The sequence below is a fragment of the Streptosporangium sp. NPDC004631 genome, assembly GCF_053601935.1.
The window spans coordinates 315,919-341,435 of record NZ_JBSGCR010000002.1 but is presented as its reverse complement, the minus strand read 5'-3'; the positions used below and the strand labels follow the sequence as shown (position 1 = coordinate 341,435).

Below are 25,517 nucleotides of genomic sequence, written 5' to 3'. Positions count from 1 at the left end.
ACGGCCTGACGCGGTTCCTCACCGCGGCGAGCACCCGGCCGCCCTGTGCGACGAGACTACGGGGGGAGGGTCCCCCGGCAACGATGAACCACCGAAATCTCCCCGGTGGACCGGCGCCTCGGACGCCCCGTCCGGCCGCTCCGGGCCCGATGAGCGCGGGCGGACGCCCCCCCGGCCGGGACCCGGCTGATCCGCCTGAGGGCACCTGTGGCCTCCCGGCGGGCCGGACCCCGCCGGGAGGTGCTCAGCGCCGCCGGGGGCGTCAGTCGAAGATCGGGCCCCGGGTGCGGGAGCGCTTCAGCTCGAAGAACCCGTCGATGTCGGCCACCAGGCGGACGCCGTCCCAGAGTCTGGCCGCCTCCTCGCCCTTGGGCGCGGGCGAGACCACAGGGCCGAAGAAGGCGACGCCCTCGACCGCGATGACCGGGGTGCCGACCTCCTGGCCGACCCGTCCGATGCCGTCGTCGTGCGAGGCGCGCAGTGTCTCGTCGAACTCCTCGGAGTCCATCGCGTCGGCGAACGCGCGATCGAGCCCGGCGGCCTCCAGCGCCTCCTCCACGATTCCGCGGAGCCCGTCCAGCGCCTTGAGCCCACCTCGGTCGTGGAAGCGGACGCCAAGCTCGGTGTAGAGCCGGCCGACCGTCTCGGAGTCGTACTTCTCCTGCACGGCGGCGACCACACGGACCGGGCCGATGGCCCTGGCGATCAACTCACGATACTTCTCGGGGACGTCCTTGTCCTCGTTGAGCACGTTCAGGCTCATGATGTGCCACCGCGGCTCGATGGGGCGCACCTTCTCCACCTCCAGCAGCCAGCGGGAGGTCATCCACGCGTACGGGCAGAAGGGGTCGAACCAGAAGTCGACCGGGGTGCGCTCAGTCATCTCTCAGGCTTTCTGATCGTGAGGTTGTCTCACATGGCGATAACCCTGGATCCCGAGTTTCCTATTCCTGGGACGGTTTATTACCTTGACCGGCGCTTTTGTCCTCACGTGTGATCGGCAGTCGACTCCCTGCTCTTCGGGGGCGACGACCCGGGGCCTCACGTGGCAGGATTCAGGCACTCCTTCGCAACAGAGCGGAGGAAATTGGTGACGAGGGAGCAGTGGTGGCAGGCAATCTGACCCGTGACGAGGCGCGGGAGCGCGCACGGCTGATCAGCGTGCAGTCGTATGCGGTGGAGCTCGACCTGACCGAGGGGGAGGAGCGTTTCGAGAGCGTCACCACGGTCCGCTTCACCAGTGGCCGGGTGGGCGCGGAGACGTTCATCGACCTGGCGGGCGCCAAGGTGCGCAAGGCCGTCCTGAACGGCGTCGAGCTGGACGTGAGCGGCTACGACCCCGAGACCGGGCGGCTGCCCCTGCCGAACCTGGCGGAGTCCAACATGCTGCGCGTGGACGCCGACTGCTCCTACATGCGCACCGGTGAGGGCCTGCACCGCTTTGTCGACCCCGTTGACAAGAACGTCTACCTGTACAGCCAGTTCGAGACGGCGGACGCCCATCGGATGTACGCCTGTTTCGACCAGCCCGACCTGAAGGCCACCTTCGAGCTGACCGTGCTCGCGCCGTCACACTGGGAGGTCATCTCCAACGCGGCGCCCGAGGAGGCCAGGGACCTCCAGGAGTACCGGGGGCGGCACGGCGCGCTCCAGGCCGCCAGGCGCTGGCGTTTCCCCGCGACCCCGGTGATGTCCACCTACATCACCGCCCTGTGCGCCGGGCCGTACCACAAGGTGACCTCCGAGCACGACGGCATCCCGCTCGGGCTGTACTGCCGGGCCTCGCTCGCCGAGCACCTCGACGCCGACAACCTCTTCGAGGTCACCCGGCAGGGCTTCGACTTCTTCCACCGGATCTTCGGCATCCGCTACCCGTTCGGGAAGTACGACCAGCTGTTCGTGCCCGAGTTCAACGCGGGCGCGATGGAGAACGCCGGCTGCGTGACCTTCCTGGAGGACTACGTCTTTCGCTCCCGGGTCACCGACGCGATCATCGAGCGCCGCGCCGAGACGATCCTGCACGAGATGGCGCACATGTGGTTCGGCGACCTGGTCACCATGCGCTGGTGGGACGACCTGTGGCTGAACGAGTCGTTCGCCACCTACGCCTCGGTGCTCTGCCAGGCCGAGGCCACCCGCTGGGGCCAGGGCGCGTGGACGACGTTCGCGAACGTGGAGAAGTCCTGGGCCTACCGGCAGGACCAGCTGCCCTCGACGCACCCGATCGCCGCCGACATCGTCGACATGCACGCGGTCGAGGTCAACTTCGACGGCATCACCTACGCCAAGGGCGCCTCGGTGCTCAAGCAGCTCGTCGCCTACGTGGGGCTGGACAACTTCCTGGCCGGCGTACGCGACTACTTCGACGAGCACGCGTGGGGCAACACCACGCTGGGGGACCTGCTCGGCGCGCTGGAACGGACCTCGGGCCGGGACCTGTCCTCCTGGTCCAAGGAGTGGCTGGAGACCTCCTGGGTCAACACGCTGCGCCCGTCGTTCACCACCGACTCCGAGGGGCGCTTCGGAGAGTTCGAGGTGCTGCAGGAGGCCCCGGCCGACTATCCGACCCTGCGCTCGCACCGCGTCGCCGTCGGCCTCTACTCCCTGCGGGACGGCGCCCTGGTCCGCACCCGGCGGGTCGAACTCGACGTGGTCGGCGCGCGCACCGCGGTGCCCGAGCTGGTCGGCGAGGTCCAGCCGGACCTGGTCCTGATCAACGACGACGACCTGACCTACGCCAAGATCCGGCTCGACGAGCGCTCGCTGCAGACACTGGTGAACGGCGGCATCGCGAAGTTCACCGAGTCCCTGCCGCGCGCGCTGTCGTGGTCGGCGGCCTGGGACATGACCCGGGACGCCGAGATGTCCACCCGCGACTACGTCGCCCTGGTGACCTCCGGCATCTCGTCGGTCAAGGACATCACCGTCGTGCAGACCGTACTCCGCCAGGCCCGCCAGGCCGTCCAGCAGTACGCCGACCCCGCCTGGCGCGGCGAGGGCCTGGCCCTGCTCTGCTCCTCGCTGCGCTCCCTCATCGCCGCGGCCGAGCCCGGCTCCGACCACCAGCTCGCCTACGTCAACGCCCTCTCCACCATGGCCTTCTCGGCCGGGGACCTGGCGTTCCTGAAGGGCCTGCTGGACGGCTCGACCGTGCTCGACGGCCTGACCGTGGACGCCGACCTGCGCTGGACGCTGGTCCAAGCCCTGGTCTCCGGCGGCGTTCTCGGCGAGGAGGGGATCGCCGAGGAGCTGCTGCGCGACGCCACCGCCACCGGTGAGCGCTCCGCCGCGCTCGCCCGCGCCACGCTCCCGACGGCCGAGGGCAAGTCCACCGCGTGGACCGCCATCACCGAGGGCAGGCTGAGCGGCGCCCTGCTCCGCTCGACGATCAACGGCTTCATGGACCCTCGCCACCCCGAGCTGCTGGAGCCGTACGCCGCGAAGTACTTCGAGGAGATCGGCCGGATCTGGAAGTCCTGGACCTCCGACAGCGCCCAGAACTTCGCCAACGGCTGCTACCCGGCCCTGGCGATCTCTCCGGAGACCGTCGCCAGGACCCAGGACCTGATCTCCGAGAGCCGGCCTCCGCAGGCGCTCAGGCGTCTGCTGCTGGAGGGCGCCGACGGCATCAGCCGCGCCCTGCGCGCCCAGGCCAAGGACGCCTCGCCGTCCTGACCTGACCGGGTGGGGCCGGGCGGCACACGGCCCGGCCCCACCCGGCCCCGCGCCGGGCGCGGCCTCCGCGCCGCGCCGTCACCGCGGCTCCCGCGCCGGCCTCGCCGTCGCACCGGCCGCTCCCCGGTCACAGTGGAAGGCGGCTCCGCGTCTCCAGCAGCGCCAGGTGCTCGGACCGCACCAGGTTCTGCCCGAGCGCCACGGAGACGAGCGCCGCGCGCTGCCAGTCGGACTTCCCCGGGCGTTCCGGTGTCCTCACCCGGAGCTTCACCCGGGCCAGATAGTCGATGTGCAGGTTGACCGCCGCACGGCCGAGACCGAGGTCGGCGAGGCGGATGATGATCTCCGGAACGGTCGGGATCACGCTGGAGAGCGGATCACGCAGCCGGGGTTCGCAGAGGGCGACCAGGATCAGGAAGTATTTCGCGGTGACGTCCAGCGGGAAGGCCGGCACGGTCTTCCCGCACTCCCGGGACGCGTCGGGATGGAGCAGCACGTGCTCGGGGGCGAACACCATGAACGACGTCTCGTCGGCGGGGAGCCGTACCCGGGCCAGTTCGAAGGGGATCGGGGCGCGCATGCGGCCGGGTGGCACCTTGACGAGCTCGCCGCCGCCCTCGGGGTTGTCGACCAGGTAGGTCGCCGATCGGCTCAGATTGGAGATCATCCAGTAGTCGTCCACCGCGTCGATCCGCCCGGCCGGCCACGAGACCGTGGGGTCGGACAGCACCAGATCCGCCGGCCCGTGACCGAAGGTGACGTGCTCGCCGGGGGCGAGCTCCAGCACCTGCTCCCCCCTCTGGATGAGGATCCCTGAAAGCTTACAGATACTCACGGCGACGATCCTTGCGCAAGCCGTGACCATTCGCAGAGAAAAACGAAAAGGGAGAGCCCGGGCGCTCAGGCGCTCAAGATGGCCTGTCCGATGGTCACCGAGAGCAGGAGGCACGCGACGGCGACGGACAGCAGGAGCACTCCCCTGCGGATGTAGCGGTTCTTGGCGTGGGCGACGGAGCTGAGCCTCCTGACCCGCAGCACGAGCATGTCGGCCCGGACCCGGGTGTCCTGACCCCTCATGCGGGTCCTCAACTCGGCCAGCGCCTCCTCGGAGAATGCGCCGCGCGACCTGCCGGGGGGAGGCCTCCCCGCGGGGGAGTTCACCGCGTTCGGGCCCCAGGCGTGCAGGCGGCCGGCGTAGGAGCGGCGGCGCTCCACGGTCCGCCCGGCGAGCCGCGCGGTGAGGGGGTGCAGCGCGCCCACGAGGGCCAGACCTCCCATCGCGCAGAAGAAGACCCCGGTCCACCAGAGCCACTCCACCTGACTGGGAAGCCCCTGTGGCCTCCACCCGCTCGCGGCCAGCCCGCCGAGGACGGCCACCGCCAGCAGGGCGGCCGCCCTGCGGTTCGCTCTGCCGTTGTCGTCGCGCACCTCCGCCAGGACGGCCTGAATATGGGAGAGAACCTCATCCGGCTCCTGCCGCACCCTGCCCTCCCGCGAGACGTCGGCCGACGGCGTACCCAGCACGATCTTCAGCACGCCCTGATTATGCGAGAAGCTCATCTCCTGCGGGAAGCCAGGTCCGCGAGGATCCACACCCCGGTGACGATCCCGCCCGCCAGATCCCCCGTGACGAGCACGGCCGCCATCGACACCGCCGCCAGGCGGCACTCCCCGTCGGTGAGCCTCAGCCTGGCCCGGGAGCCCGTGACGATCTCCAGCGCCCTCTCCCCCAGGTCCACGAAGACCAGTACGGCCGTGTCGGCCTCCCGCCCCAGGGCGGCGTGCAGCCGTTCGGAGAAGTGACGGCGCGGGCCGACCGCCGGGCCGAGGTAGGCGGCGAAGCGCAGGCCGCTGCGGCGCTCGGCGGTGTACAGCGCCTCACGGATGTCCTGGGCCTGCGTCGAGGTGAGGACCGGCGTCACCGTCACCATCTCGCCGACCCCCCGCCGAGGTGCCGCCCCGGCTCGGAGATCTCCGCCAGGGCCGCCCAGTCCACCTGCGGTGTCAGCGGGTGAACCGGCCGGTCCACCAGCACCAGCCCGCCGCCGCTCGCGCACCGCTCGCTGCGGTGCGGGCCGCCGAACCACACCGCGCCCGCCGAGGGGCTCCGGACGGCGCCCGCGCGCACCCGGGCGGGCAGCGTCACCAGGGCGACGATGAGCAGAAACAGACCGGCGGAAGCCCCGATCAGGAACCCGAAGACCTGGATCGCGTCCACACCTCCAACGTAAGCCCGGATCAGAAGCCTCGTCGAGACCTACCACAGGACCGGCCTGCGCTCCCCCCAGAATCCGCCGCGTGCCGCCTCCACCTGTGCCGAGACGGAGATCAGCGTGCCCTCGTCACCGAACCGCCCGGCCAGCATGACACCGATCGGCAGCCCCTCGGGCGTCCAGTGCAACGGGAGATTGACCGCGGGCTGGCCGCTGATGTTGCAGAGGGCGGGGAAGGCGGCGAACCGCTTCATCCGCTCGAAGGTCTCCCCGGGGTCCGCCACGTCCTCGAACCAGCCCACCGGCCGGGGCGGCAGGGTCACGGTCGGGGTGAGCACCGCGTCGTACCGGTCGGTGACCAGCAGCCCGAGCCGGGTGGCGAGTTGCAGCGCCGACTGGGCCTGGAGGAAGTCGGGGGCCGGGGTGGCGAAGCCCCGCTCCCGCAGCCAGGCGGTCAGCGGCCGCAGCCGGTCCTGCTTGGCCGGCTCCACCGGGTGCATGCAGGAGAAGGCGTACCAGAGCGTCACGAACCACGGCACCAGGTCGGGCGTGAACGGCGAGGGGATGTCCACCACCTCGTGCCCGAGCGCCACCAGCTCCGCCGAGGCGTGCTCGTAGGCCGCGAGAACCTCGGGGGCCACCTCCGCGCCGGGGACGGGCGGCTCGGCGTGGCGGGCGATGCGCAGACGGCCGGGGTCACGCCCCACGTAGGCCGTGAACGATCCGAGGCCGGGCGGCGGCGCGTGGTAGAGGTCGCCGGGGTTGTTGTGGGCCATCACGTCGAGCAGGGCCGCGGCGTCGGCCACGGTCCTGCTGATCGGGCCGATGGTCGACAGGCCGGCCAGGTCGGGGATGATCGGGGCGGAGCTGATCCGGCCCCGCGTCGGCTTGATGCCGTACAGCCCGCAGACCGAGGCGGGGATCCGGATGGACCCGGCGCCGTCGCTGCCCTGCGCGGCCGGGGCCAGGCCGGCGGCGACCGCGGCCGCGGCGCCGCCGCTGGATCCGCCGGCCGAGCAGGAGAGGTCCCACGGCGTGCGGGTGGGCGGGGAGACCGAGGTCTCGGTGTAGCACGGCAGGCCGAACTCGGGCGTCGCCGTCTTGCCGAGCATGATCGTCCCGGCGTCCCTGAGCCGCTCGACGACGCTGTCGTCCACCGGGGCCACGAAGTCGCCGTAGACGGCGGAGCCGAAGTGGATCGGGACGCCCTTGACGAGGTTGAGGTCCTTGATCGGGATCGGCACCCCGAGCAGCGGCGAGGGGTCCTCCCCCGCCAGCGCCCGGGCCTCGGCCTTGTGCGCCTGCTCAAGGGCCGTTTCGGGGGTCACGGTCACGTAGGCGCCGACCTGGGGGTCCAGCCGTGCGATGCGGTCGAGGTAGTGCTCGGTGATCTCGACGGGCGAGATCTCTCTGCGGCGCACGGCCGTGGCCTGCTCCAGGGCGCTAAGATCGTGTATGTGAGCCACGTCCCGCACAGTAGGCGCAGACGGCCGGGTTATCCAGAGAGAAAACGAATGGATACCCGGTTTGACGGGTTGTCAAGCAGATGACGGCGGTCACAAAAGTATGAGAAATGCAATACTAGGCACCCTCACGGACGTCAGCTACGGTGAGTTACGTGGATTCCGGTCAGGCACCAGAAGACGGTAACACTACGTCACCAATTTGGGTCAGCGACCGACCGGCCGAGGACAGGCCGACGTCTCGACCCGCCGCACCCGCGTCTACGTACGCACCCGTCGAGCGCGCCTCCCTGCGCGGCCTGCTCGACGACCCCAGGTACGGCCATCTGCGACGGCGCGCCCTGGTCGCGGTCGTCGTGGGAGTGGTCGCGGCCATCCTGTTCGCCAGCTGGCGGCTCGGGGTCACCGCCGCGGTGCTGGGCGCGATCGTCGACACGGTGCTGCGAGCCCGCGCCCACTCGACCGTGCCCGCCTGGCGGCGCGCCTCGGTCGCGGAGCGGCGCACCGAGGCCCAGCTCAAGAGGCTGGAGCGGGGCGGTTACCGCACCCTGCACGCCCGCGCGATCCCGGGGAGTGAGGCGCAGATCGACCACCTGGTGGTCGGCCCCACGGGCGTGTACGCCGTCGACTCCGAGAAATGGGACAAGCGCCTGCCCGTCCGCGTCCAGTCGCACCGCAAGCTGTTCCACGGCCCGTTCAACCAGAAGCCCCGGCTCGACGAGGCTCGCTGGGAGGCGTCCCAGGCCGCCCAGCTGATCGGCGAGGCGCTCAGCCGCGAGGTCACGATCATCCCGTCTCTGGCGATCTACGGCCCGGCGATTCCGTGGAAGGTCCTCACGGTCCGCGACGTCGACGTCTTCGACGGCGGTCGTGTCCGTAAATGGATCACCAAGCGGGAACGGTCACTCACCGACGTCGAAATCGACGAGATCTACGACGCCGCCGAGCGGGTTCTGCCCGCGCGCTATCCCGAGTCCTGACCCTCCGGCCCGGCCCGTGGCCGGCCGGGCCGCGCGGAGCCCGGACGCCCTCTCGCGATGTGGACGGACGTCTTACGCACCGGTCGTTGGCCGTACCATTTGAGGACACGGTTTCGACGATGGGAGCAGCCTCATGCCCGCCCTCAGGTCTCGTACGGTCACTCACGGCAGAAACATGGCCGGAGCCCGGGCCCTGCTCCGGGCGACGGGCGTGGGCGCCGGCGACTTCGGCAAGCCGATCATCGCCGTGGCCAACAGCTTCACCCAGTTCGTCCCCGGACACGTCCATCTCCGCGAGGTCGGCGACGTGGTCGCCGGGGCGATCCGCGAGGCGGGGGCGATCCCGCGCGAGTTCAACACGATCGCGGTGGACGACGGCATCGCGATGGGCCACGGCGGCATGCTCTACTCGCTGCCCAGCCGCGAGCTGATCGCGGACGCGGTCGAGTACATGGTGAACGCGCACTGCGCCGACGCGCTGATCTGCGTCTCCAACTGCGACAAGATCACTCCTGGCATGCTGCTCGCCGCGTTCCGGCTCAACATCCCCACGGTCTTCGTCTCCGGCGGCCCGATGGAGGCCGGCAAGACGCCGGGCCGCAAGCTCGACCTGATCGACCCGATGATCGCCGCCGCCGACGACGGCGTCTCCGACGCCGAGCTGCTGGAGATGGAGGAGAACGCCTGCCCGACCTGCGGTTCGTGCAGCGGGATGTTCACCGCCAACTCGATGAACTGCCTCGCCGAGGCCATCGGCCTGGCGCTGCCGGGCAACGGCACGATCCTCGCCACGCACAAGGCGCGCAAGAAGCTGTTCCAGGACGCCGGGCGGCAGCTGGTGGAGATCACCCGCCGCTACTACGAGGAGGACGACGAGACCGTCCTGCCCCGCGCCATCGCCACCAAGGAGGCGTTCGAGAACGCCATGGCGCTGGACGTGGCGATGGGCGGGTCGACCAACACGATCCTGCACATCCTCGCCGCGGCCCGTGAGGCCCAGGTGGACTTCGGGCTCAAGGAGATCAACGAGATCTCGCTGCGGGTGCCGTGCCTGTGCAAGGTCGCCCCGGCCACCGCGAAGTACCACGTGGAGGACGTCCACCGCGCGGGCGGCATCCCGGCCATCCTCGGCGAGCTCAGCCGGGCCGGCCTGATCCACCGTGACGCCTACACCGTCAACGGCGGAACGATCGGCGACTACGTCGACGCCTGGGACCCGTGCTCGGCCGGCGTGCTGCCCGAGGCGCTGGAGCTCTGGCACGCGGCCCCCGGCAACGTCCGCACCGTCAAGCCCTACTCCCAGGAGGCCCGCTGGGACTCCCTGGACCTCGACCGGTCCGAGGGCTGCGTGCGCGACTCCGAGCACGCCTACACCCGCGACGGCGGCCTGGCCGTCCTCTACGGCAACATCGCCACGGAGGGCTGCATCGTCAAGACCGCCGGGGTCGACGAGTCCATCTGGAGGTTCTCCGGCCCCGCCGTGGTCTTCGAGTCACAGGAGCAGGCGGTCGAGGGCATCCTGAACAACAAGGTCAAGGCCGGAGACGTCGTGGTGATCCGCTACGAGGGGCCGAAGGGCGGGCCCGGCATGCAGGAGATGCTCTACCCGACCTCGTTCCTGAAGGGCAAGGGTCTGGGCAAGGTCTGCGCCCTGGTCACCGACGGCCGTTTCTCCGGCGGCACCAGCGGGCTGTCCATCGGCCACGCCTCCCCCGAGGCCGCCGAGGGCGGCACCATCGCCCTGGTCGAGGAGGGCGACACCGTCGAGATCGACATCCCGGGCCGTTCGATCGAGCTGAAGGTCTCCCAGGCGGAGCTCACCGTGCGGCGTGAGCGGCTCCTGGCCGATCTGGGCGGCTACCGGCCGCGCGACCGCGAGCGCCAGGTGAGCGCCGCGCTCCAGGCCTACGCCGCGCTGACCACCTCGGCCTCCACGGGCGCCTCGCGGGACCTGTCCCAGCTCTCCCGCTGACGGATCTCCCCCGCTCCGCCCACCGGTTTCCCTGTCGGGTACGGCCTGCCGCACCCGACAGGGAAGCGTGCTGTGTCCGACAGGGCGTTCGAAAAATGTCGGTGGCCGTCGATACCATATGGGTATGGCCAACGTCATCAAGCCTTCCGCCAGCCCTTTGACGACCGCCGAGATCGCCGCCCTCGCCCTGTCCCTGGCCCATCTGGGGTCGGGCCCGCAGGCCACCACCGCCCGCAGCGGCCTGCGCCACGCCTTCGAGCACATGGAGCTCGACGACGAGATCATCGCCACCACGCTCACGACCTTGACCGAGCCGATGCCCGGCCCGATCGCCGACCGGGCCAGGACCATCGCCGGCGCCATCACGTCCGGCCTGGTGATCCGCCTGCACTACCAGGACGTCTCCGGCCGGGTCACCGTCCGCGACGTCGATCCGGTGACCTGCATGGTCCACCGCGACTACTGGTATCTCGTGGGAATGTGCCGTCTGCGGGGCGCGATCCGGGCTTTCCGGTTCGATCGGATCGTGGCCGCCGAGCCCACCTTCGTCCCCGCCCGCCCGCATCGGGCCGACAACTTCCTGCCCTTCCAGGGCAGGCGCGCCGCATAGGGCGTGGCGGCGGCCGTCCGGTCGACCGCCGCGCGCGGCGGATCCGGGGGCTCGGGGGTTCCGGGAGGGGCTAGCCGCAGCAGCCGCCACCACAGCATCCGCCACCGCCACCGGCGGCAGGGCCCGGCGCTCCGGCGCCGGACCCGCCCGTCACGGCGACGGTGGACAGCAGCTTCACGGTGTCGTCGTGCCCCTGCGGGCAGGGCGCGGGGTCACCGGACTGCGCCATCGGACGGGAGAGCTCGAAGGTGGACCCGCAGGCACGGCAGCGGAAGTCATAGCGCGGCATGCCATACACACTACTCAGCCAAACGTGATGGAGGCGTAGTCGGTGACCGGACGGTAGCCGATCGCCTGGTAGACGGAGTTGGAGGTGAGGTCGGACAGGTCGGTGAAGAGCAGCACCTCGTCCGCGCCGCCGGCCCGTGCCCTGGCCGTCACGGCGTGGGTGACCGCCGTGCCGTACCCCTTCCCGCGCAGTTCCGGGGGCGTGTAGACCGGGCCGACCCGGGACATGCCGCCGAGCGGCGAGGAGGCGCCCGCGAACGCGACGGGCCGTCCGCCGGCCTCCCAGAGCACCAGCTCCGCACGGCCGATCCTGCTGTTCACCAGCGGCGTCAGCCCGGCCGGGACGGTCCCGGCGACCTCGGCCTGGAAGGCGCGGGACCACGCCACCAGCAGTTCGACGTCGCCGATGCCCGCCGTACGGCAGGCCCCCTCGGGAAAGGGGTCGGGCGGCACGAGCGTGCCGAGCCGGTAGAGGCGTTCGGAGCGGCGCCCGGCCTCGGGCCGCCACCAGGCGCCGGCGAACGCCTCGGCCTGGGCGAGCGGCCCGGAGACGCCGGGGATCGCCCGCTCGACCTCGATGAGCTCGGTGGCGAGCTTTCGCACGGCCTCGATGGGCACGTCGGGGAGCAGCAGGGCGTGGGACGGCGTCTGGAGCGCCGCGGCGACGGTCCGCCCCTCGTGCTCCAGCCGGCCCAGCAGCACGTCGTCGCCCCACAGACCGGCGCGGATCGCACGCAGGACCGTGAGCGGAACGGTGTTACGGACCGGGTCGCGCAGCAGCCACGGCTCCACCGCCCCGGCGTACGCCTCGACATCGGAGGTGAAAGTCCATCTCATCCACCGATTGTGCCGAGACCGCCGCGCCGGTGCGAGCGGGTGGCGCGCCCGCCCCGCCCGCACCGTGCCCACACCGCGTGCCGCCGAGCGGCGTCGGGCTCCGCTCGGAAAGGCGTTCGGGCGCCCCTCAGGCGGCGCTCTCCGCGAGATAGGGCGCCCACTGGGGGTCTCCGATGTTGTGCGCGCCGATCAGCCTCCAGTGGACTCCCCGCGGAACCACGGGAGCGACGTCCAGCGTCCATCCCAGCTCCTCCAGCATCCGGTCCGCCTTGCGGTGGTTACACGGCGTGCAGGAGGCCACGCAGTTCTCCCACGTGTGGGGGCCACCCCTCGAACGGGGGATCACGTGGTCGATGGTCTCGGCCCGCTGGCCGCAGTAGGCGCACCGGTAGTCGTCCCGGCGCATCAGCGCGGTGCGCGTCAGCGGGATCCGGGACCGGTAGGGGATGCGGACGTACCGGCGGAGCCTGATCACCGACGGGACGTCGAGCGTGCGGCTCGCCGAGCGGAACACGGCCCCCCGGCCGTCGCGGTGCACGACGTCCGCCTTCTCCCTGAGCACCAGCACGACCGCGCGGTGCAGGGAGAGCGTGGTCAGGGGCTCGTAGGTGGCGTTGAGCAGCAGGACCTGGCGCATCAGCGTGCCTTCCCCGCCGCATGACGCGTCATCTGAGGGGGCACGCCGTGGCGTACCCCGGTTGGCGGCCCCTCCTGGGGCCCGGATGCTTCCGTCACGAGGACCTCCGCCGGACGGCCCAGCGGATGGTCACCACGGCACCGTCCTCCACCAAGTTTGGCTTCTGCATCGTCGTTCCCGCCACCCACTAAACGATTGGAGGGACGCCCGGTACGTTTTATGCCCGCATTACCAGTTTTTAACTCCTCCATTCGAAGATCGAGTACGCCACTCGCGCAATGGTTCCGCACCGCCGTCACCAGGTCATAGGGTTCGTGCCATGACTCGACAGCCATACCCGCCCGCCGGCCGTGACGACCTCGTCGAGGAGCTCCACGGTGTCGGCGTCGCCGACCCCTACAGATGGCTGGAAGCCCCCGACGACCCGGCGACCGAGGAGTGGCTGGCCGCGCAGGAGAAGCTGTTCGCGACCGAGATGGGGGCGCTTCCGGGGCGCGACCGGTTCAAGGCGCGGATCGCCGAGCTGCTCAGGTCCGGCTCGATCGGCGCACCGGTCTGGCGGGGGGAGCGGCGGCTGTTCATGCGGCGCACTCCGGAGCAGGAGCACGCGGTGCTCTACACCGTCGACCCCGACGGCACCGAGCGCGCGCTACTGGACCCGATGGCGCTGGACCCGACCGGGCTCACCACCCTCGACTCCTGGCAGCCCGACAAGGAGGGCAGGCTGCTCGCCTACCAGGTCTCGGTGGGCGGCGACGAGGAGTCGAGCCTCTATCTGATGGACATCGCCTCCGGTGAACGGATCGAAGGGCCGATCGACCGGTGCCGCTACTCCCCCATCGCCTGGCTCCCCGGCGGGGAGGCGTTCTACTACGTGCGCAGACTGCCCGCCACCGAGGTGCCCGAGGGTGAGGAGCAGTTCCACCGCCGGGTCCACCTGCACCGGGTCGGCACCTCCACCATCGAGGACGTGCTGATCTTCGGGGCCGGGATGGAGAAGACCAACTACTACGGGGTCGCGGTCTCCCGCGACGGGCGCCGGCTGCAGATCTCCGCCTCCCGGGGCACGGCGCCGCGCAACGACCTTTGGGTGGCCGACCTTTCGGCCTCCTCCCCCGAGTCGCCGGAGCTGGTCGTCGTCCAGGAGGACGTGGACGCCCAGACCGCGCTGCACTTCGGGCGTGACGGGCTGCTCTACGTCTTCACCGACCGCGACGCCCCCCGCGCCCGGATCTGCGTGACCGACCCGGCCACCCCCCAGTTCGAACACTGGCGCGACCTGATCCCGCAGGACCCCGAGGCCGTGCTGACGGACTTCGCCATCCTCGACGACCTGGACCGGCCGGTCATGCTCGTCGGCTGGACCCGCCACGCGATCAGTGAGATCTCCGTCCACGACCTGAGCACCGGCGAGCGGATCGGGCAGGTGCCCACCCCCGGCCTGGGCACGATCGGCGGCATCTCCGAACGCCCCGAGGGCGGCCACGAGGCGTGGTTCGGCTACACCGACAACACCACCCCGCCGACCATCCAGCGCTACGACGCCCGCACCGGCGAGACGACCCTCTGGGCCGCCTCCCCGGGCGCCGTCGAGGTGCCCGCCGTCGACACCGAGCAGATGACCTACCGCTCGGCCGACGGCACCGAGGTCCACATGCTGGTGATCTCCTCCCCCGGCGCCGAGGGGCCGCGCCCCACGATCCTGTACGGCTACGGCGGCTTCGGCCTCTCGATGACCCCCGGCTACTCGGCGTCCATCCTGACCTGGGTGGAGTCGGGCGGCAGCTATGCGATCGCCCAGCTGCGCGGGGGCGGCGAGCAGGGCGAGGAGTGGCACCGGGCCGGGATGCTCGCCCACAAGCAGAACGTCTTCGACGACCTGCACGCGGCGGCCGAGCACCTGATCGCCACCGGCGTCACCACCGCCTCCCGGCTGGCCATCTCCGGCGGCTCCAACGGCGGCCTGCTGGTCGGCGCCGCCCTCACCCAGCGCCCCGAGCTGTACGCCGCGGTGGTCTGCTCGGCCCCGCTGCTGGACATGATCCGCTACGAGCTGTTCGGCCTGGGCGCGACCTGGAACGTCGAGTACGGCTCAGCCGAGAAGCCCGACGAGTTCGCCTGGCTGCACGGCTACTCGCCCTACCACCACGTCCGCGAGAACGTGTCCTATCCGGCGACGCTGTTCGCCGTCTTCCAGTCCGACACCCGGGTCCACCCGCTGCACGCCTGGAAGATGTGCGCCGCGCTCCAGTACGCCCAGGAGGCCGACCGGCCGATCCTGCTCCGCAACGAGACCGAGGTCGGCCACGGGGCCCGGGCGATCAGCAAGACCGTCGAGCTCGCCGCCGACCAGCTCACCTTCCTCGCCCACCACACGGGCCTGACCTCCTGACGGCCGCCCCGGCCGGGGCACCGCCCGCCCCGGCCGCGCGTCCCGGAACCGGCGGTTCCGGGGCGGGGCGTTCCGGTCGGAGGTCCTCCAGCCGGGGCGTTCCGGCGCGGACCCGCCGCGGAGACGGCCGCCGCGGGCCCGGTGAGGACGCGTGGTCAGCGCGGGAAGACGACGGTCTTGTGGCCGTCGAGAAGGACGCGCTGCTCGGTGTGCCACCGTACGGCCCGCGCCAGGGCCTGGCACTCGACGTCACGGCCGATGGCCGCCAGGTCCTCCGGGGAGTGGGTGTGGTTGACCCGGGCCACCTCCTGCTCGATGATCGGCCCCTCGTCGAGGTCGGCGGTCACGTAGTGGGCGGTGGCGCCGATCAGCTTCACCCCCCGCGAATGGGCCTGGTGGTACGGCTTGGCCCCCTTGAACGACGGCAGGAACGAGTGGTGAATGTTGATCACGTTCCCGGCCAGCTTGACGCACAGGTCCTCCGACAGCACCTGCATGTAACGGGCGAGCACCACCAGATCGGCCTGATAGTGATCGACCAGGGCCAGGATCTCCGCCTCCTGCCGGGACCTGGTCTCGGCGGTCACCGGCAGGTGGTGGTAGTCGATGCCGTAGGACTGGGTCAGCGGCCGCAGATCCGGATGGTTGGCGACCACCCCGACGATCTCGATGTCCAGCAGACCGGAACGTGTCCGGTAGAGCAGGTCGTTGAGGCAGTGACCGAACTTGCTGACCATCACCAGCACACGCGGCTTGACGGCCGTGTCCCGTAGTTTGAGTTCCATGCCGAATTCGGGGGCGAGCGCGGCGAAGGCCTCGCGGAGCTCGGGACCGGGCAGCGATGAGGCGAACTCCACCCGCATGAAGAACCGTTCGGCGACGGGATCGCCGAACTGCTGGCTCTCGACGATGTTGCATCCCCTCCGGGCCAGGAGGCCGGAGACCGCGGCAACCACCCCGGGGCGGTCCGGGCAGGACAGGGTCAACACGAACCGGGTGGCGGAGCTCATGCGATCTCCTCGCCCAGCCGTTCGGAGCCCGCACCGGGCCTTCTGACTCGCTCGTTCATGCCCTCATCCCCGAAAAGGCCGGATCCACCGCGTCTCACACCGACCTGGGCAGAGTACAGCGCGTCACCCGCCTTCACCCACACGGTGTCCCCGCGCGTTCGCGCCGTGTGGCCGCCGTGGTCGCCTCCGGAGCCGGGGGGTGAGCCATGGATCGGGCCGATGCCGGCGGGACGGGACCGTCACCCATCATTCACCGGATCTTTGGGTAAGCATGTCCGTATCAGTGCCCCTCGGACGCATCCCGGAGCGCCCGGACGGGGAGCCGCAGCCGATTTACCCATGATTCCGTGACCGAACCGGCATTGTTGTTCACCGTTTGTTCATCTGAGATAGGGGGTGTGAGCCTGATTGCCCTAACATCGCTCGCCGGGTTGTTCTCGGTCGTCACCGGGATCAACGACGGCGGTGCCCTACTGGCGACCGGACTGAAAATCCCCAGTATCCGACCGATGATCGGCCTGGCCGCCCTGATGACCGCGGTCGCGCTGGTTCCCCTGGTGACCCATCAGGTCGCCGCGACCTTCACCACCCGACTGACGAACCTGGACGTCCCCGGCGGCCGGATCGTCATGACCGTCGCCGTCCTTTCCGCACTCACCGTCGTCACCTTCCTCAGCAACCGGGGACGGCCCACCAGCCTGACCCTGGCCATCGTCGGCGCCCTCACCGGCGCCGGTCTGGGCTGGGGACTGCCCGTCTCAGGCCGCGCCGTACTGTTCGTGCTGGCGGTCGGAGTGGCGGCGCCGTTCGTGGGAGGACTGCTGGCGATCCTGATGAGCCGCCTGCTCATGCTGCTGGCGCGGGGCCGCAGGCTGCGGCAGTGGCACCGCGCCGGGTTCGCCGTGCAGTGTCTGGCCTACGCGGCGAACGACGGCCAGAAGATGCTGGCCATCTTCATGATCGCGCTCGGCTTCGAGGACGCCCCGCTCCCCGTCTGCCTGATCGTGGCGGCCCTGTTCGGCGTCGGTGCCATGTACGGACTGCCCCGGGCAGGCCGCGCCCTCAGCCGGGAGATCATCGCCTCCCGGCCGCTGCACGGCGTGACCGCCGAGCTGTCCAGTGGCACCGCGGTGATCGGCTGCGCCGCGATCGGCGTGCCGGTGAGCATGACACAGACAATCGCCGGCGCCCTGATCGGGGCCGGCGTCGCCGAGAGCACCGCCAAGGTGCGCTGGCATGCCGCAACAAAGATCGTTCTAGCCTGGACGCTGACGCTGCCGGTGAGCGGACTGCTCGCCGCGGCGGCGGCGCTCATCGTACGAGGAGTGATTGCGTGAAACGATTACGACGGGTTCGGGACCTGATAACCGGGCGCATGGACAGTGCGCTCGGTGAGGCGCTGATCGGGCAACTGGAGGCCACCAAGGAGGGGGCCTGGCTGGCCATGGCCATGATCAGCGGAGACACCGGCCGCACCGACGCCCACGTGCGGATGCGCGCCATCGAGCATCGCGGCGACACCGAGCGGGCCCGCCTGATCGAGGAGCTGTCCAGCTCCCTGGTGACGCCGATCGACCGCGAGGACCTGTTCCGTCTCTCCCGCTCGATCGACGACGTGCTGGACTCCCTCCGTGACTTCGTGCGCGAGTCACATCTCTACCGGGTCGACGACCAGCGGCGCTTCGCCCCCATGCTCGACCAGGCGATCGTCGGCATCGAATCTCTGGAGACCGCGGTCCGCGACCTTGTCTCCCGCCCCTCCGCGGTCACCGTGGACGCGCTGGAGGCCAAGAAGGCCGGTGGGACCCTCCGGCGCATGTACCAGTACGAGATCGCCCGCATCTTCTCCGGGGAGATCAGCACGGAGAACATGAAGGAACGCGAGCTGGTCCGCCGCCTGGAGATCGTCGGCATGGCGATCGGCGAGGCCGCCGACGCCATAGCCGACGGCGCGATGAAACGCTAACGTCCCAGCCGTCCCCCCTTGTCACGCTCCAGACCACTACCCCGCATAACCGCCGCCGGAGGCGCGAACGATCAGCCTCCGGCGGCGGGCCGCCCATCCGCCGGACGATCTCCCCCAGGGCATGAAATATCCCCCTAGGGGGAAATATCGCTACCCGAGAGGAAGGAATCCACGCCGCGAGGCAGCGCGGGTAGCGATTCATCCCCCGCGGGGGAGAATTCACCACCCAGGCCAACCTTTGGGGATAAATCACCCTGCCGACATCCGTCGGGCGCCGAGCCCGGTGGCACCGGCCCGATAATAATGATCTTCTTCACCGCGCCCGCACGGGAGAGCGAATCCAGGCACGAGAAACACGCGCTCGGGCACTTCACCGGATGGCGATGACCAATAGGTCTGGATTTGTTCTAATTTGTCAGAGTAGACATGCCGAAGTCAGATCTTTTTCCCCATAAATCACGATGCATCCGCCACGTTCTTCCCTGCGGATCTCGCGCCAGCCGTACTTGCGGTAGAGCTCGATCGCGGCCGGCTGGTTGAGGGTGGTGTCCCCGCAGAGCCGGGCATACCCCAGCTCGATCGCCCGTTTCTCCAGCTCGGCGGCCATCCGGTCACCGAAGCCACGCCTCTGGAAATCCGGATGAACCCGCATACGGCACATCTCAGCGGTCTGGTCGTCGACCCGGCGGAGGCCGCCCATCGCGACGACCTGCCCTCCGGGAACCTCGCCGACCAGGAACTCCCCCCGGGCGGCGAGATAGACCTCGTGGATCCTCGGGAAGTCGTCCTCGTAGTAGACGCCGTCTCCCGGTGCGAGACCGACCTGGCCGAGGCAGATCCGGTGCAGCGCCGAGACCGACTCCAGGTCGGACCGGCGGTAGCGCCGGAGCCTCATGCATCCCCCAGCGTCGGGTCAGCCGACGGTGCGGCGCGCAGTGCCTCCAGATAGACCTTGAGTTCGGGATGGTCGGGAACCTTGGCCTCCACGGCCTTGGCCACCTCGTGGGCCCGCTGGATGAGGATGTCCGGGCGACACCCCTCCCCCAGACCGGCGAGGGTGGCCTTGGCGATCGCCAGAGCCTCGTCCACATCGCCTTCCAGGAGTTTGCACTTGGCACGGTCGAACTTGATGAACGTCGGGTCGAGCCAGTCCGCCGGGCCGTACTTGGTGAGCGCCTGCTCCAGGATGAGGTCGGCCTCCATGGTCTGCCCCAGCTTCACCAGCGCATCGCCCTGGTGGAAGTAGAGTTGCCGCTCGGTGTAGCCGAAGGTCGGGTCGTCCTGGTCGGCGGCGGTCATCTGGGAGAACGCGGCCCTGGCCCGGGACAGCGCCCGCTTGGCCTGGTCGACCACGTCCTTCTTCCCCGCGCCCGACATCATCGCGAGCGCCCGGGCCTCCACGACGGGGGCCATGGCCTGGGCCGCGCACGGCGTCTGACCGGCCAGGTCGCGGCTCTTCCTGGCGAGGTTGAGCGCCTCGCGCGGATCACCGTAGTAGAGCGGGACCAGCGCCTCCCTGGCGATGACCCAGGCTCTCAGCGCGCGGTCCCCCGTGTCGTCGGCGGCCATCCGGCCGGTCCTGAAGAAGGACCTGGCCAGCCTGTGGTCACCGAGATTAATCATGATCATGCCGCTGAGGCCGGCGAGCTGGGCCGCCATCCGGCAGAGCCGTTCCTGCAGGTCCACCGGCTGGCGCCGCTCCATGGCCTTGCGCACGGCGCTGAACTCCAGCAGCACGTCACAGAGCAGCCGTAACGGCGGTGTGCTCATGTACTGCCGGCCGAAGCCGACGGTACTCTCCTCCCACTGGTCGAGCATCGCGGGTGAGACGGTTGCCGAGACCAGGGTCTCGTCCATCCTCCTGCGGATGTTCTCCACGGATCCGAGCACCTGTCCGTCCAGCGCAACGCCGCTGCCGGCCAGAAGCTGTAAAAGCGTCCTCCGTAACACGTTCTCGTCCTCCTCGCTCCCGCCCGCGGAAGGGTCACCGCCGATCGACTTGGTCGACGGCTCGCGCGGATCAGGGGAAGTGTCGGGTCTTCCATCCTGGAGATCACCTCGGACCGCACCGGGCATCCGGTGGCCGTGACCACAGATGCAGGGGCCGTCGTAGCCGAGGGAGGCCGGTTCCACCCGGTAGGCGGAGCACAGGTAGTGGAGATACTCGGGTCCCGGCCGCTTCAGCCCACTCTCGTAGGCGGACAGCAGCGTCTCCCCGATCCCCGGAGCCGACTTGCCGTCGCGCTCGAACAGCGCCCGAATCTGTTCGATCACGTCGGCGAGGGCGACACCGTGCGCGAGACGATGACCCTTGATGCGCGTGGTCCCGAACTGCGGACCACACGTGTCGTGGATCTCCTCGGCGATCTGGGCCGGACTACGCCCCGCCGCCAGGCCCCTCGCCCGGATTTGCCGCGCTAACTCTGTCTCCTTGTGCTGCCTGCCGGACATACCGGCCCCTCTCTTGTGGCCAGCTGGGCTGGTTGGCACACCTGATCCCGACCGGTCCTCTCTCCCCGTTGGCCCGGTGCGATTCAGGGTCGCACCGTGCCTAGGGAGAATAATGGACCACCGTTGGCTTATTCGGAACGCACGAATTAAGCCATCGGCTAAGGATCGTCCTCCAACGGACTGCTTCTTTCAACCTACTTGGGACAAGGCATACCCCAATCATGATGAGCCGCCGTTGACCCATCGCGCCCGGTGAGTCATGTTTGGCCAACCAGCACCGATTCGCGTAACCGAGCGAACACGGTTCGGCACGAGATCGGCCAAGACCAGGAGGAGGGACGAGTTGGGGGAAGACAACTTCGGGCACCTGGAGCGGTTGGTGTCGGAGCTCGACGCCCGAGGTTTGCACGCCCGGGTGGTGCGGACCCAGTCGGGCCGCGCCTTCGTACGTGTGATCAACCCGAACGCGACCAGCCTGGCGGAGAACGTCACCTGCCGAGCGCAGACCGCTCCCAGCCACCGTGACTGGTACTACTGGTGGTCTTGGGGAGAGCGTATGCACACGGTAAGCGACCCCGCAGGGGCGGCGACCAAGGTCGCCCGCGTGCTCGCCGCGGTGGGGGAGTAACAGGGTGAACGGTGGCCCGGACGGGGTCGCAGCCGTCCGGGCCACCGCGCCTGCCGCGGTCACAAGGCCGGCGGGGTGACCGGTGCGGAGCGTCCTCCCGGACGCTGGGCACCCCGCCGGCTCCGGAACGGGACGGCACGTCCAGACCACCGGAGCACCCGGCAACGTGGCACAGAGACGACAACAGACTACCGTCCGGGATTCCCCGGACGGTGATCGGAGGGATCCCCCTGGAAACGGCACGGGACACGCTTCCGGGTGCGTGCCCCGTCCGAGCCGCCTGTCACCGGAGCTTCCGAACCCGCCCCCCGCGGCCCCGGATCCGGACGCTCCCGTCTTCCCCGGCGTGATGTGACGGCGGCCGGTTCGGTCGGCAATATAGGTAGGTCGCCTGACTTACCCCTTTACTCGCCGAACCGATCCGGGAGGATCCACTCCGTGTTACCGCCCGTCCCCGCACCTACTCCCACACCTCTCCCCTCCCGTCTGCCTTCGGTCATCCCCTCCCCTCTGCCCTCGGTCATCCCCGACTGGCTGGATCTCAACACCATGGCGAACGGGTCGTGCGGGCCCAATGGTGGGGTAATCTGCGAGCTCGTGCAGACCGTTCTGCCCGCAACCTGGGCCCCCATCGTCGCCGGGCTGATCGCCGGGCTGATCGCGGTCGTGCTGATCACGGTCGTCGCACTGGTTCTCCGCAACATGTCCCACCGGCTGATCGGCCGGATCGTGCAGCGTGCCTCCTCCGACCGCCCCTCCCTGGCCGGGCGGCTGCGCGGCAAGGAGGCGACGCCCCTCGACGGTCTCGACGCCATCGTGGCCGAACGGCGCAGGCAGCGGGCCGAGACCATGGGCTCCGTACTCAAGCACATCGCCTCGATCATCATTCTGGGCACGGCGGCCCTGACCATCCTCGAACGGCTCTCCGTCCCGATCGCCCCCCTGCTGACCAGCGTCGGCATCCTGGGCGTGGCGATCGGTTTCGGCTCCCAGGAGCTCGTCAAGGACTTCATCGCGGGCATGTTCATGCTTCTGGAGGACCAGTACGGCGTGGGCGACGTGATCGACGTCGGCGCGACGGTCGGCGCCGCCGCCGTGGTCGGCACCGTCGAGGCCGTCACCCTGCGCATCACCAGGCTGCGCGACGCCGACGGCCGGGTCTGGTACGTCCGCAACGGCACCATCACCCGGGTCGGCAACGAGTCCCAGGGCTGGTCCCGCGCCACGGTGGACGTGCCGGTCGCCTACGCCGCCGACATCCCGGCGGTCCGCGACCTGCTCAAGGAGGTCGCGGACGAGCTGTGGAAGGACGCCGCCTTCCGTGACTCCGTCATCGTCGAGGAGCCGCAGGTCTGGGGCATCGAACAGATCTCCGACACGGCCGTCGTCTTCCGGGTGAGCGCCAAGACGATCCCCTCCCGGCAGGCCGAGGTCGGCCGTGAGCTGCGCGTCCGCGTCAAGTCCGCCCTGGATCGGGCCGCCATCCCGATCGCCGCCTGACGTCGCTTAGGCTTGGAGGCGTGTCCGCTATCCCCGAGGAACCCCAGTCCTTCCATGACGCCGTCGGCGGCGAGGAGACCTTCCGGCGTCTCGTCCACCGCTTCTACCAGGGCGTCGTGGAAGACCCGCTGCTCTGGCCGCTCTACCCCGAGGACGACCTCGACGGGGCCGAGGACCGGCTGTCCCTCTTCCTGATCCAGTACTGGGGCGGTCCGAACACCTACAGCCGGCAGCGAGGGCACCCCCGGCTGCGGATGCGGCACAGCCCGTTCGTGATCGGCCCGGTCGAGCGCGACGCGTGGCTGAGGCACATGCACGACGCCGTGGTCGCACTGGAGCTCCCCGAGGAGCACCAGAAGCGTCTGTGGGACTACCTCGTCTACGCGGCGCACAGCATGGTCAACGCCCCCGGCGTGTAAAACCCGCCGGACCAGGGCGGTCGAAGCACCTGGAAACCCCTGGCGGCGCGGTCCCGTCGTCCACGGAGTCCACGTTCGCAGCCCCGCCGACGCCTCAGGAGACGGCGTCGGCGATCCGGCCGGCATCCGGCAACGCCTGCCGTCGGGTGAGGCCGACCGGCGGAGGTTCCCCGGCAGCGGATCGGAGATCCCCGCCGCGGCCACCGGCCCCTCTCCGGGCTCCGGAGAGGGGCCGGAGCAAGCCCCGTCACCCAGGCCATCCGGTCACCCGTCTACTGGTAGCGGCCCAGGTAGCCGAGTTCGTGCCGGTCCAGCCGGCGCGGGGCCGCCTTCTCCACGTCGTAGGCGACGATCACCGAACGGGCCTGGACGAAGATCTCCTCGTCGTCACGGATCTCGTGGTTGAGGGTGAACCGGACCGGGCGGACCTCGGTCACCCACGACTCCACCCGGACCGGATCGGCGCGGAAGGTGAGGGGACGCCGGTAGTCGATCTCGTGCCTGGCCACCACGAGCCCCTGAAAGGGGGTCTCCCCCTCCCGGTAGGGGTCGATGTGGAACATCTCCAGGCGGGCGTCCTCAAGATAGTCGAAGAATCTGACGTTGTTGACGTGGCCCAGCGAGTCGACGTCGGCGAATCTGACGGCCCGGGGGAACACGTGCCGGCGGATACTGCTCACGGCGTCGGCCACGCTCTATCCAAACACACGAGAAAGGTAGCGAGCCTCCGGCGTCCGCCGGTACGGCGGGGTGCCGGAGGCCGTTGACGACTCGGTCGGCTGACGACTCGGCTCAGTCGCGGGTGAGCCTGCGGTAGGTGACCCGGTGCGGGCGGGCCGCGTCGGCCCCCAGCCGCTCGATCTTGTTCTTCTCGTAGTCGGCGAAGTTACCCTCGAACCAGAACCAGTTCGAGTCCTCCTCCCACGCGAGGATGTGAGTGGCGATGCGGTCGAGGAACCACCGGTCGTGCGAGGTGATGACCGCGCAGCCCGGGAAGTCCAGCAGGGCGTTCTCCAGGCTGGAGAGCGTCTCGGTGTCGAGGTCGTTGGTGGGCTCGTCGAGCAGCAGCACGTTGCCGCCCTGCTTCAGGGTCAGCGCCAGGTTGAGCCGGTTGCGCTCGCCACCGGACAGGACGCCGGCCTTCTTCTGCTGGTCCGGGCCCTTGAAGCCGAACGCGGCGATGTAGGCCCGCGACGGCATCTCGACCTGGCCGACCTTGATGTAGTCGAGCCCGTCGGAGACGACCTCCCAGACGTTCTTGGCCGGGTCGATGCCGCCCCGGCTCTGGTCCGCGTAGGAGATCTTGACGGTGTCGCCGACGACGATCCGCCCGTCGTCCGGGGCCTCGCTCCCGGTGATCATCCGGAACAGCGTGGTCTTGCCGACGCCGTTCGGGCCGATGACGCCGACGATGCCGTTACGCGGCAGGTCGAACGAGAGGTCGTCCATGAGGAGACGGTCCTCGAAGCCCTTGGTGAGCTTCTCGGCCCGGATGACCGTGGTGCCCAGACGCGGGCCCGGCGGGATCTGGATCTCCTCGAAGTCCAGCTTGCGGTGCTTGTCGGCCTCGGCGGCCATCTCCTCGTAGCGCTGGAGACGGGCACGGCTCTTGGTCTGGCGGGCCCTGGCGTTGGAGCGGACCCACTCCAGCTCCTCCTCCAGGCGCTTCTTACGCTTGGCGTCCTTCTGGCCCTCAAGCTTGAGCCGGGCCGCCTTGGCCTCCAGGTAGGTGGAGTAGTTGCCCTCGTAGGGGTGGCAGCGGCCGCGGTCGAGCTCCAGGATCCAGTTGGCCACGTTGTCCAGGAAGTAACGGTCGTGGGTGACGGCCAGAACGGTCCCGGGGTATTTCTCCAGGTGTGACTCCAGCCACTGCACGCTCTCGGCGTCGAGGTGGTTGGTGGGCTCGTCGAGCAGGAGAAGATCGGGCTGTTCGAGCAGCAGCTTGCAGAGCGCGACCCGGCGCCGCTCACCACCGGAGAGGAGCGTGACGTCGGCGTCCGGCGGAGGACAGCGGAGGGCGTCCATCGCCTGCTCCAGCTGGCTGTCGAGATCCCACCCGTTGCGGTGGTCAAGCGCGTCCTGCAGCTTGCCCATCTCGTTGAGCAGCTCGTCGCTGTAGTCGGTGGCCATCAGCTCGGCGATCTCGTTGAATCGGTCGAGCATGCCCTTGGTCTCGGCGACGCCCTCTTCGACGTTGCCCAGCACGGTCTTGGACTCGTTGAGGGGGGGCTCCTGCTGGAGCATGCCGACGGTGAAGCCGGGCATGAGCCGGGCATCGCCGTTGGACGGCTGCTCCAGACCCGCCATCATCCTCAGCAGCGTCGACTTTCCGGTGCCGTTGGGACCCAGAACGCCGATTTTCGCGCCCGGCAGGAACGACAGCGTCACATCGTCAAGGACGACCTTGTCACCATGCGCTTTGCGCACGCGCTGCATTGTGTAGATGTACTCCGGCATGCCTTCTAGCTTAGGCCCT

24 protein-coding genes are annotated in these 25,517 nt (G+C 69.9%); 10 read left to right on the top strand and 14 right to left on the bottom strand.

The window, feature by feature from the left end; all coding sequences use genetic code 11:
- Nucleotides 1-262 precede the first annotated feature (262 nt).
- Nucleotides 263-883, bottom strand: coding sequence for a mycothiol-dependent nitroreductase Rv2466c family protein (locus ACWEF2_RS03160; RefSeq protein WP_453811376.1), 621 nt, complete (start codon nucleotides 881-883; stop codon nucleotides 263-265).
- A gap of 224 nt (nucleotides 884-1,107) precedes the next feature.
- On the opposite strand from ACWEF2_RS03160, the gene pepN reads away from it, so the two are divergent.
- The gene (gene pepN / locus ACWEF2_RS03155; RefSeq protein ID WP_453811374.1) at nucleotides 1,108-3,675 is read left to right on the top strand and encodes an aminopeptidase N; all 2,568 of its coding nucleotides are present in this window, start codon (nucleotides 1,108-1,110) and stop codon (nucleotides 3,673-3,675) included.
- Nucleotides 3,676-3,802: 127 nt separating this feature from the next.
- Here pepN and ACWEF2_RS03150 read toward each other — a convergent pair whose 3' ends face one another.
- The 5 genes from ACWEF2_RS03150 to ACWEF2_RS03130 all read right to left on the bottom strand — a co-directional run bounded on the left by ACWEF2_RS03150 (nucleotide 3,803) and on the right by ACWEF2_RS03130 (nucleotide 7,354).
- Nucleotides 3,803-4,510, bottom strand: a complete 708-nt coding sequence (locus ACWEF2_RS03150) for a hypothetical protein (protein WP_453811372.1) — start codon at nucleotides 4,508-4,510, stop codon at nucleotides 3,803-3,805.
- A gap of 65 nt (nucleotides 4,511-4,575) precedes the next feature.
- Complete coding sequence (locus ACWEF2_RS03145) at nucleotides 4,576-5,235, bottom strand: hypothetical protein (protein WP_453811370.1); 660 nt, start codon at nucleotides 5,233-5,235, stop codon at nucleotides 4,576-4,578.
- On the bottom strand, nucleotides 5,232-5,606 hold the full coding sequence (locus ACWEF2_RS03140; protein ID WP_453811369.1) for a TPM domain-containing protein: 375 nt from the start codon (nucleotides 5,604-5,606) through the stop codon (nucleotides 5,232-5,234). Before ACWEF2_RS03140 ends, ACWEF2_RS03145 begins: the two co-directional genes overlap by 4 nt.
- Nucleotides 5,600-5,893: a hypothetical protein gene (locus ACWEF2_RS03135; protein ID WP_453811367.1), complete on the bottom strand. Its 294-nt coding sequence runs from the start codon at nucleotides 5,891-5,893 to the stop codon at nucleotides 5,600-5,602. Before ACWEF2_RS03135 ends, ACWEF2_RS03140 begins: the two co-directional genes overlap by 7 nt.
- 39 nt (nucleotides 5,894-5,932) lie before the next feature.
- The gene (locus tag ACWEF2_RS03130) at nucleotides 5,933-7,354 is read right to left on the bottom strand and encodes an amidase (protein WP_453811365.1); all 1,422 of its coding nucleotides are present in this window, start codon (nucleotides 7,352-7,354) and stop codon (nucleotides 5,933-5,935) included.
- Nucleotides 7,355-7,506: 152 nt separating this feature from the next.
- On the opposite strand from ACWEF2_RS03130, the gene ACWEF2_RS03125 reads away from it, so the two are divergent.
- The 3 genes from ACWEF2_RS03125 (at nucleotide 7,507) to ACWEF2_RS03115 (ending at nucleotide 10,913) form a co-directional block, all read left to right on the top strand.
- Nucleotides 7,507-8,331: a nuclease-related domain-containing protein gene (locus ACWEF2_RS03125; RefSeq protein WP_453811363.1), complete on the top strand. Its 825-nt coding sequence runs from the start codon at nucleotides 7,507-7,509 to the stop codon at nucleotides 8,329-8,331.
- A gap of 133 nt (nucleotides 8,332-8,464) precedes the next feature.
- Nucleotides 8,465-10,303 carry a dihydroxy-acid dehydratase gene (gene ilvD, locus ACWEF2_RS03120; RefSeq protein ID WP_453811361.1) on the top strand — a complete coding sequence of 613 codons (1,839 nt, stop codon included), beginning with the start codon at nucleotides 8,465-8,467 and terminating at the stop codon, nucleotides 10,301-10,303.
- Nucleotides 10,304-10,427: 124 nt separating this feature from the next.
- On the top strand, nucleotides 10,428-10,913 hold the full coding sequence (locus ACWEF2_RS03115; RefSeq protein WP_453811359.1) for a helix-turn-helix transcriptional regulator: 486 nt from the start codon (nucleotides 10,428-10,430) through the stop codon (nucleotides 10,911-10,913).
- A gap of 70 nt (nucleotides 10,914-10,983) precedes the next feature.
- On the opposite strand, the gene ACWEF2_RS03110 is transcribed toward ACWEF2_RS03115, so the two are convergent.
- From ACWEF2_RS03110 to ACWEF2_RS03100, 3 genes are all read right to left on the bottom strand, one after another.
- Nucleotides 10,984-11,202: an FmdB family zinc ribbon protein gene (locus tag ACWEF2_RS03110; protein ID WP_355598939.1), complete on the bottom strand. Its 219-nt coding sequence runs from the start codon at nucleotides 11,200-11,202 to the stop codon at nucleotides 10,984-10,986.
- Between the two features lie 14 nt (nucleotides 11,203-11,216).
- On the bottom strand, nucleotides 11,217-12,038 hold the full coding sequence (locus ACWEF2_RS03105; protein WP_453811356.1) for a GNAT family N-acetyltransferase: 822 nt from the start codon (nucleotides 12,036-12,038) through the stop codon (nucleotides 11,217-11,219).
- Nucleotides 12,039-12,165: 127 nt separating this feature from the next.
- A complete protein-coding gene (locus ACWEF2_RS03100) occupies nucleotides 12,166-12,675 on the bottom strand; it encodes an HNH endonuclease (protein ID WP_355598940.1) in 510 nt (169 codons plus the stop codon).
- A gap of 319 nt (nucleotides 12,676-12,994) precedes the next feature.
- On the opposite strand from ACWEF2_RS03100, the gene ACWEF2_RS03095 reads away from it, so the two are divergent.
- Nucleotides 12,995-15,067 (top strand): prolyl oligopeptidase family serine peptidase, encoded by a 2,073-nt coding sequence (locus ACWEF2_RS03095; protein ID WP_453811353.1) that lies wholly within the window; start codon nucleotides 12,995-12,997, stop codon nucleotides 15,065-15,067.
- Nucleotides 15,068-15,222: 155 nt separating this feature from the next.
- On the opposite strand, the gene purU is transcribed toward ACWEF2_RS03095, so the two are convergent.
- Complete coding sequence (gene purU / locus ACWEF2_RS03090) at nucleotides 15,223-16,077, bottom strand: formyltetrahydrofolate deformylase (protein WP_453811351.1); 855 nt, start codon at nucleotides 16,075-16,077, stop codon at nucleotides 15,223-15,225.
- 398 nt (nucleotides 16,078-16,475) lie between these two features.
- Here purU and ACWEF2_RS03085 point away from each other — a divergent pair, with 398 nt between their 5' ends.
- Nucleotides 16,476-17,414, top strand: coding sequence for an anion permease (locus ACWEF2_RS03085; protein WP_453811349.1), 939 nt, complete (start codon nucleotides 16,476-16,478; stop codon nucleotides 17,412-17,414).
- The gene (locus ACWEF2_RS03080) at nucleotides 17,411-18,043 is read left to right on the top strand and encodes a DUF47 domain-containing protein (protein ID WP_453811347.1); all 633 of its coding nucleotides are present in this window, start codon (nucleotides 17,411-17,413) and stop codon (nucleotides 18,041-18,043) included. The genes ACWEF2_RS03085 and ACWEF2_RS03080 overlap by 4 nt, the downstream gene beginning before the upstream one ends.
- Before the next feature lie 415 nt (nucleotides 18,044-18,458).
- On the opposite strand, the gene ACWEF2_RS03075 is transcribed toward ACWEF2_RS03080, so the two are convergent.
- Nucleotides 18,459-18,938: a GNAT family N-acetyltransferase gene (locus ACWEF2_RS03075; protein WP_355598919.1), complete on the bottom strand. Its 480-nt coding sequence runs from the start codon at nucleotides 18,936-18,938 to the stop codon at nucleotides 18,459-18,461.
- Nucleotides 18,935-20,494 carry an XRE family transcriptional regulator gene (locus ACWEF2_RS03070; protein WP_453811345.1) on the bottom strand — a complete coding sequence of 520 codons (1,560 nt, stop codon included), beginning with the start codon at nucleotides 20,492-20,494 and terminating at the stop codon, nucleotides 18,935-18,937. The genes ACWEF2_RS03075 and ACWEF2_RS03070 overlap by 4 nt, the downstream gene beginning before the upstream one ends.
- A 343-nt stretch (nucleotides 20,495-20,837) precedes the next feature.
- Here ACWEF2_RS03070 and ACWEF2_RS03065 point away from each other — a divergent pair, with 343 nt between their 5' ends.
- From ACWEF2_RS03065 to ACWEF2_RS03055, 3 genes are all read left to right on the top strand, one after another.
- Nucleotides 20,838-21,122: a hypothetical protein gene (locus tag ACWEF2_RS03065; protein ID WP_355598921.1), complete on the top strand. Its 285-nt coding sequence runs from the start codon at nucleotides 20,838-20,840 to the stop codon at nucleotides 21,120-21,122.
- A 597-nt stretch (nucleotides 21,123-21,719) separates the two neighbouring features.
- Complete coding sequence (locus ACWEF2_RS03060) at nucleotides 21,720-22,622, top strand: mechanosensitive ion channel family protein (protein WP_453811342.1); 903 nt, start codon at nucleotides 21,720-21,722, stop codon at nucleotides 22,620-22,622.
- A gap of 20 nt (nucleotides 22,623-22,642) precedes the next feature.
- A complete protein-coding gene (locus ACWEF2_RS03055) occupies nucleotides 22,643-23,041 on the top strand; it encodes a globin (RefSeq protein ID WP_453811340.1) in 399 nt (132 codons plus the stop codon).
- A gap of 272 nt (nucleotides 23,042-23,313) precedes the next feature.
- Here ACWEF2_RS03055 and ACWEF2_RS03050 read toward each other — a convergent pair whose 3' ends face one another.
- Together ACWEF2_RS03050 and ettA are read right to left on the bottom strand one after the other, a co-directional pair.
- Nucleotides 23,314-23,733: an acyl-CoA thioesterase gene (locus tag ACWEF2_RS03050; protein WP_453811339.1), complete on the bottom strand. Its 420-nt coding sequence runs from the start codon at nucleotides 23,731-23,733 to the stop codon at nucleotides 23,314-23,316.
- Between the two features lie 100 nt (nucleotides 23,734-23,833).
- On the bottom strand, nucleotides 23,834-25,498 hold the full coding sequence (gene ettA / locus ACWEF2_RS03045; RefSeq protein WP_453811337.1) for an energy-dependent translational throttle protein EttA: 1,665 nt from the start codon (nucleotides 25,496-25,498) through the stop codon (nucleotides 23,834-23,836).
- Between the last annotated feature and the right edge of the window lie 19 nt (nucleotides 25,499-25,517).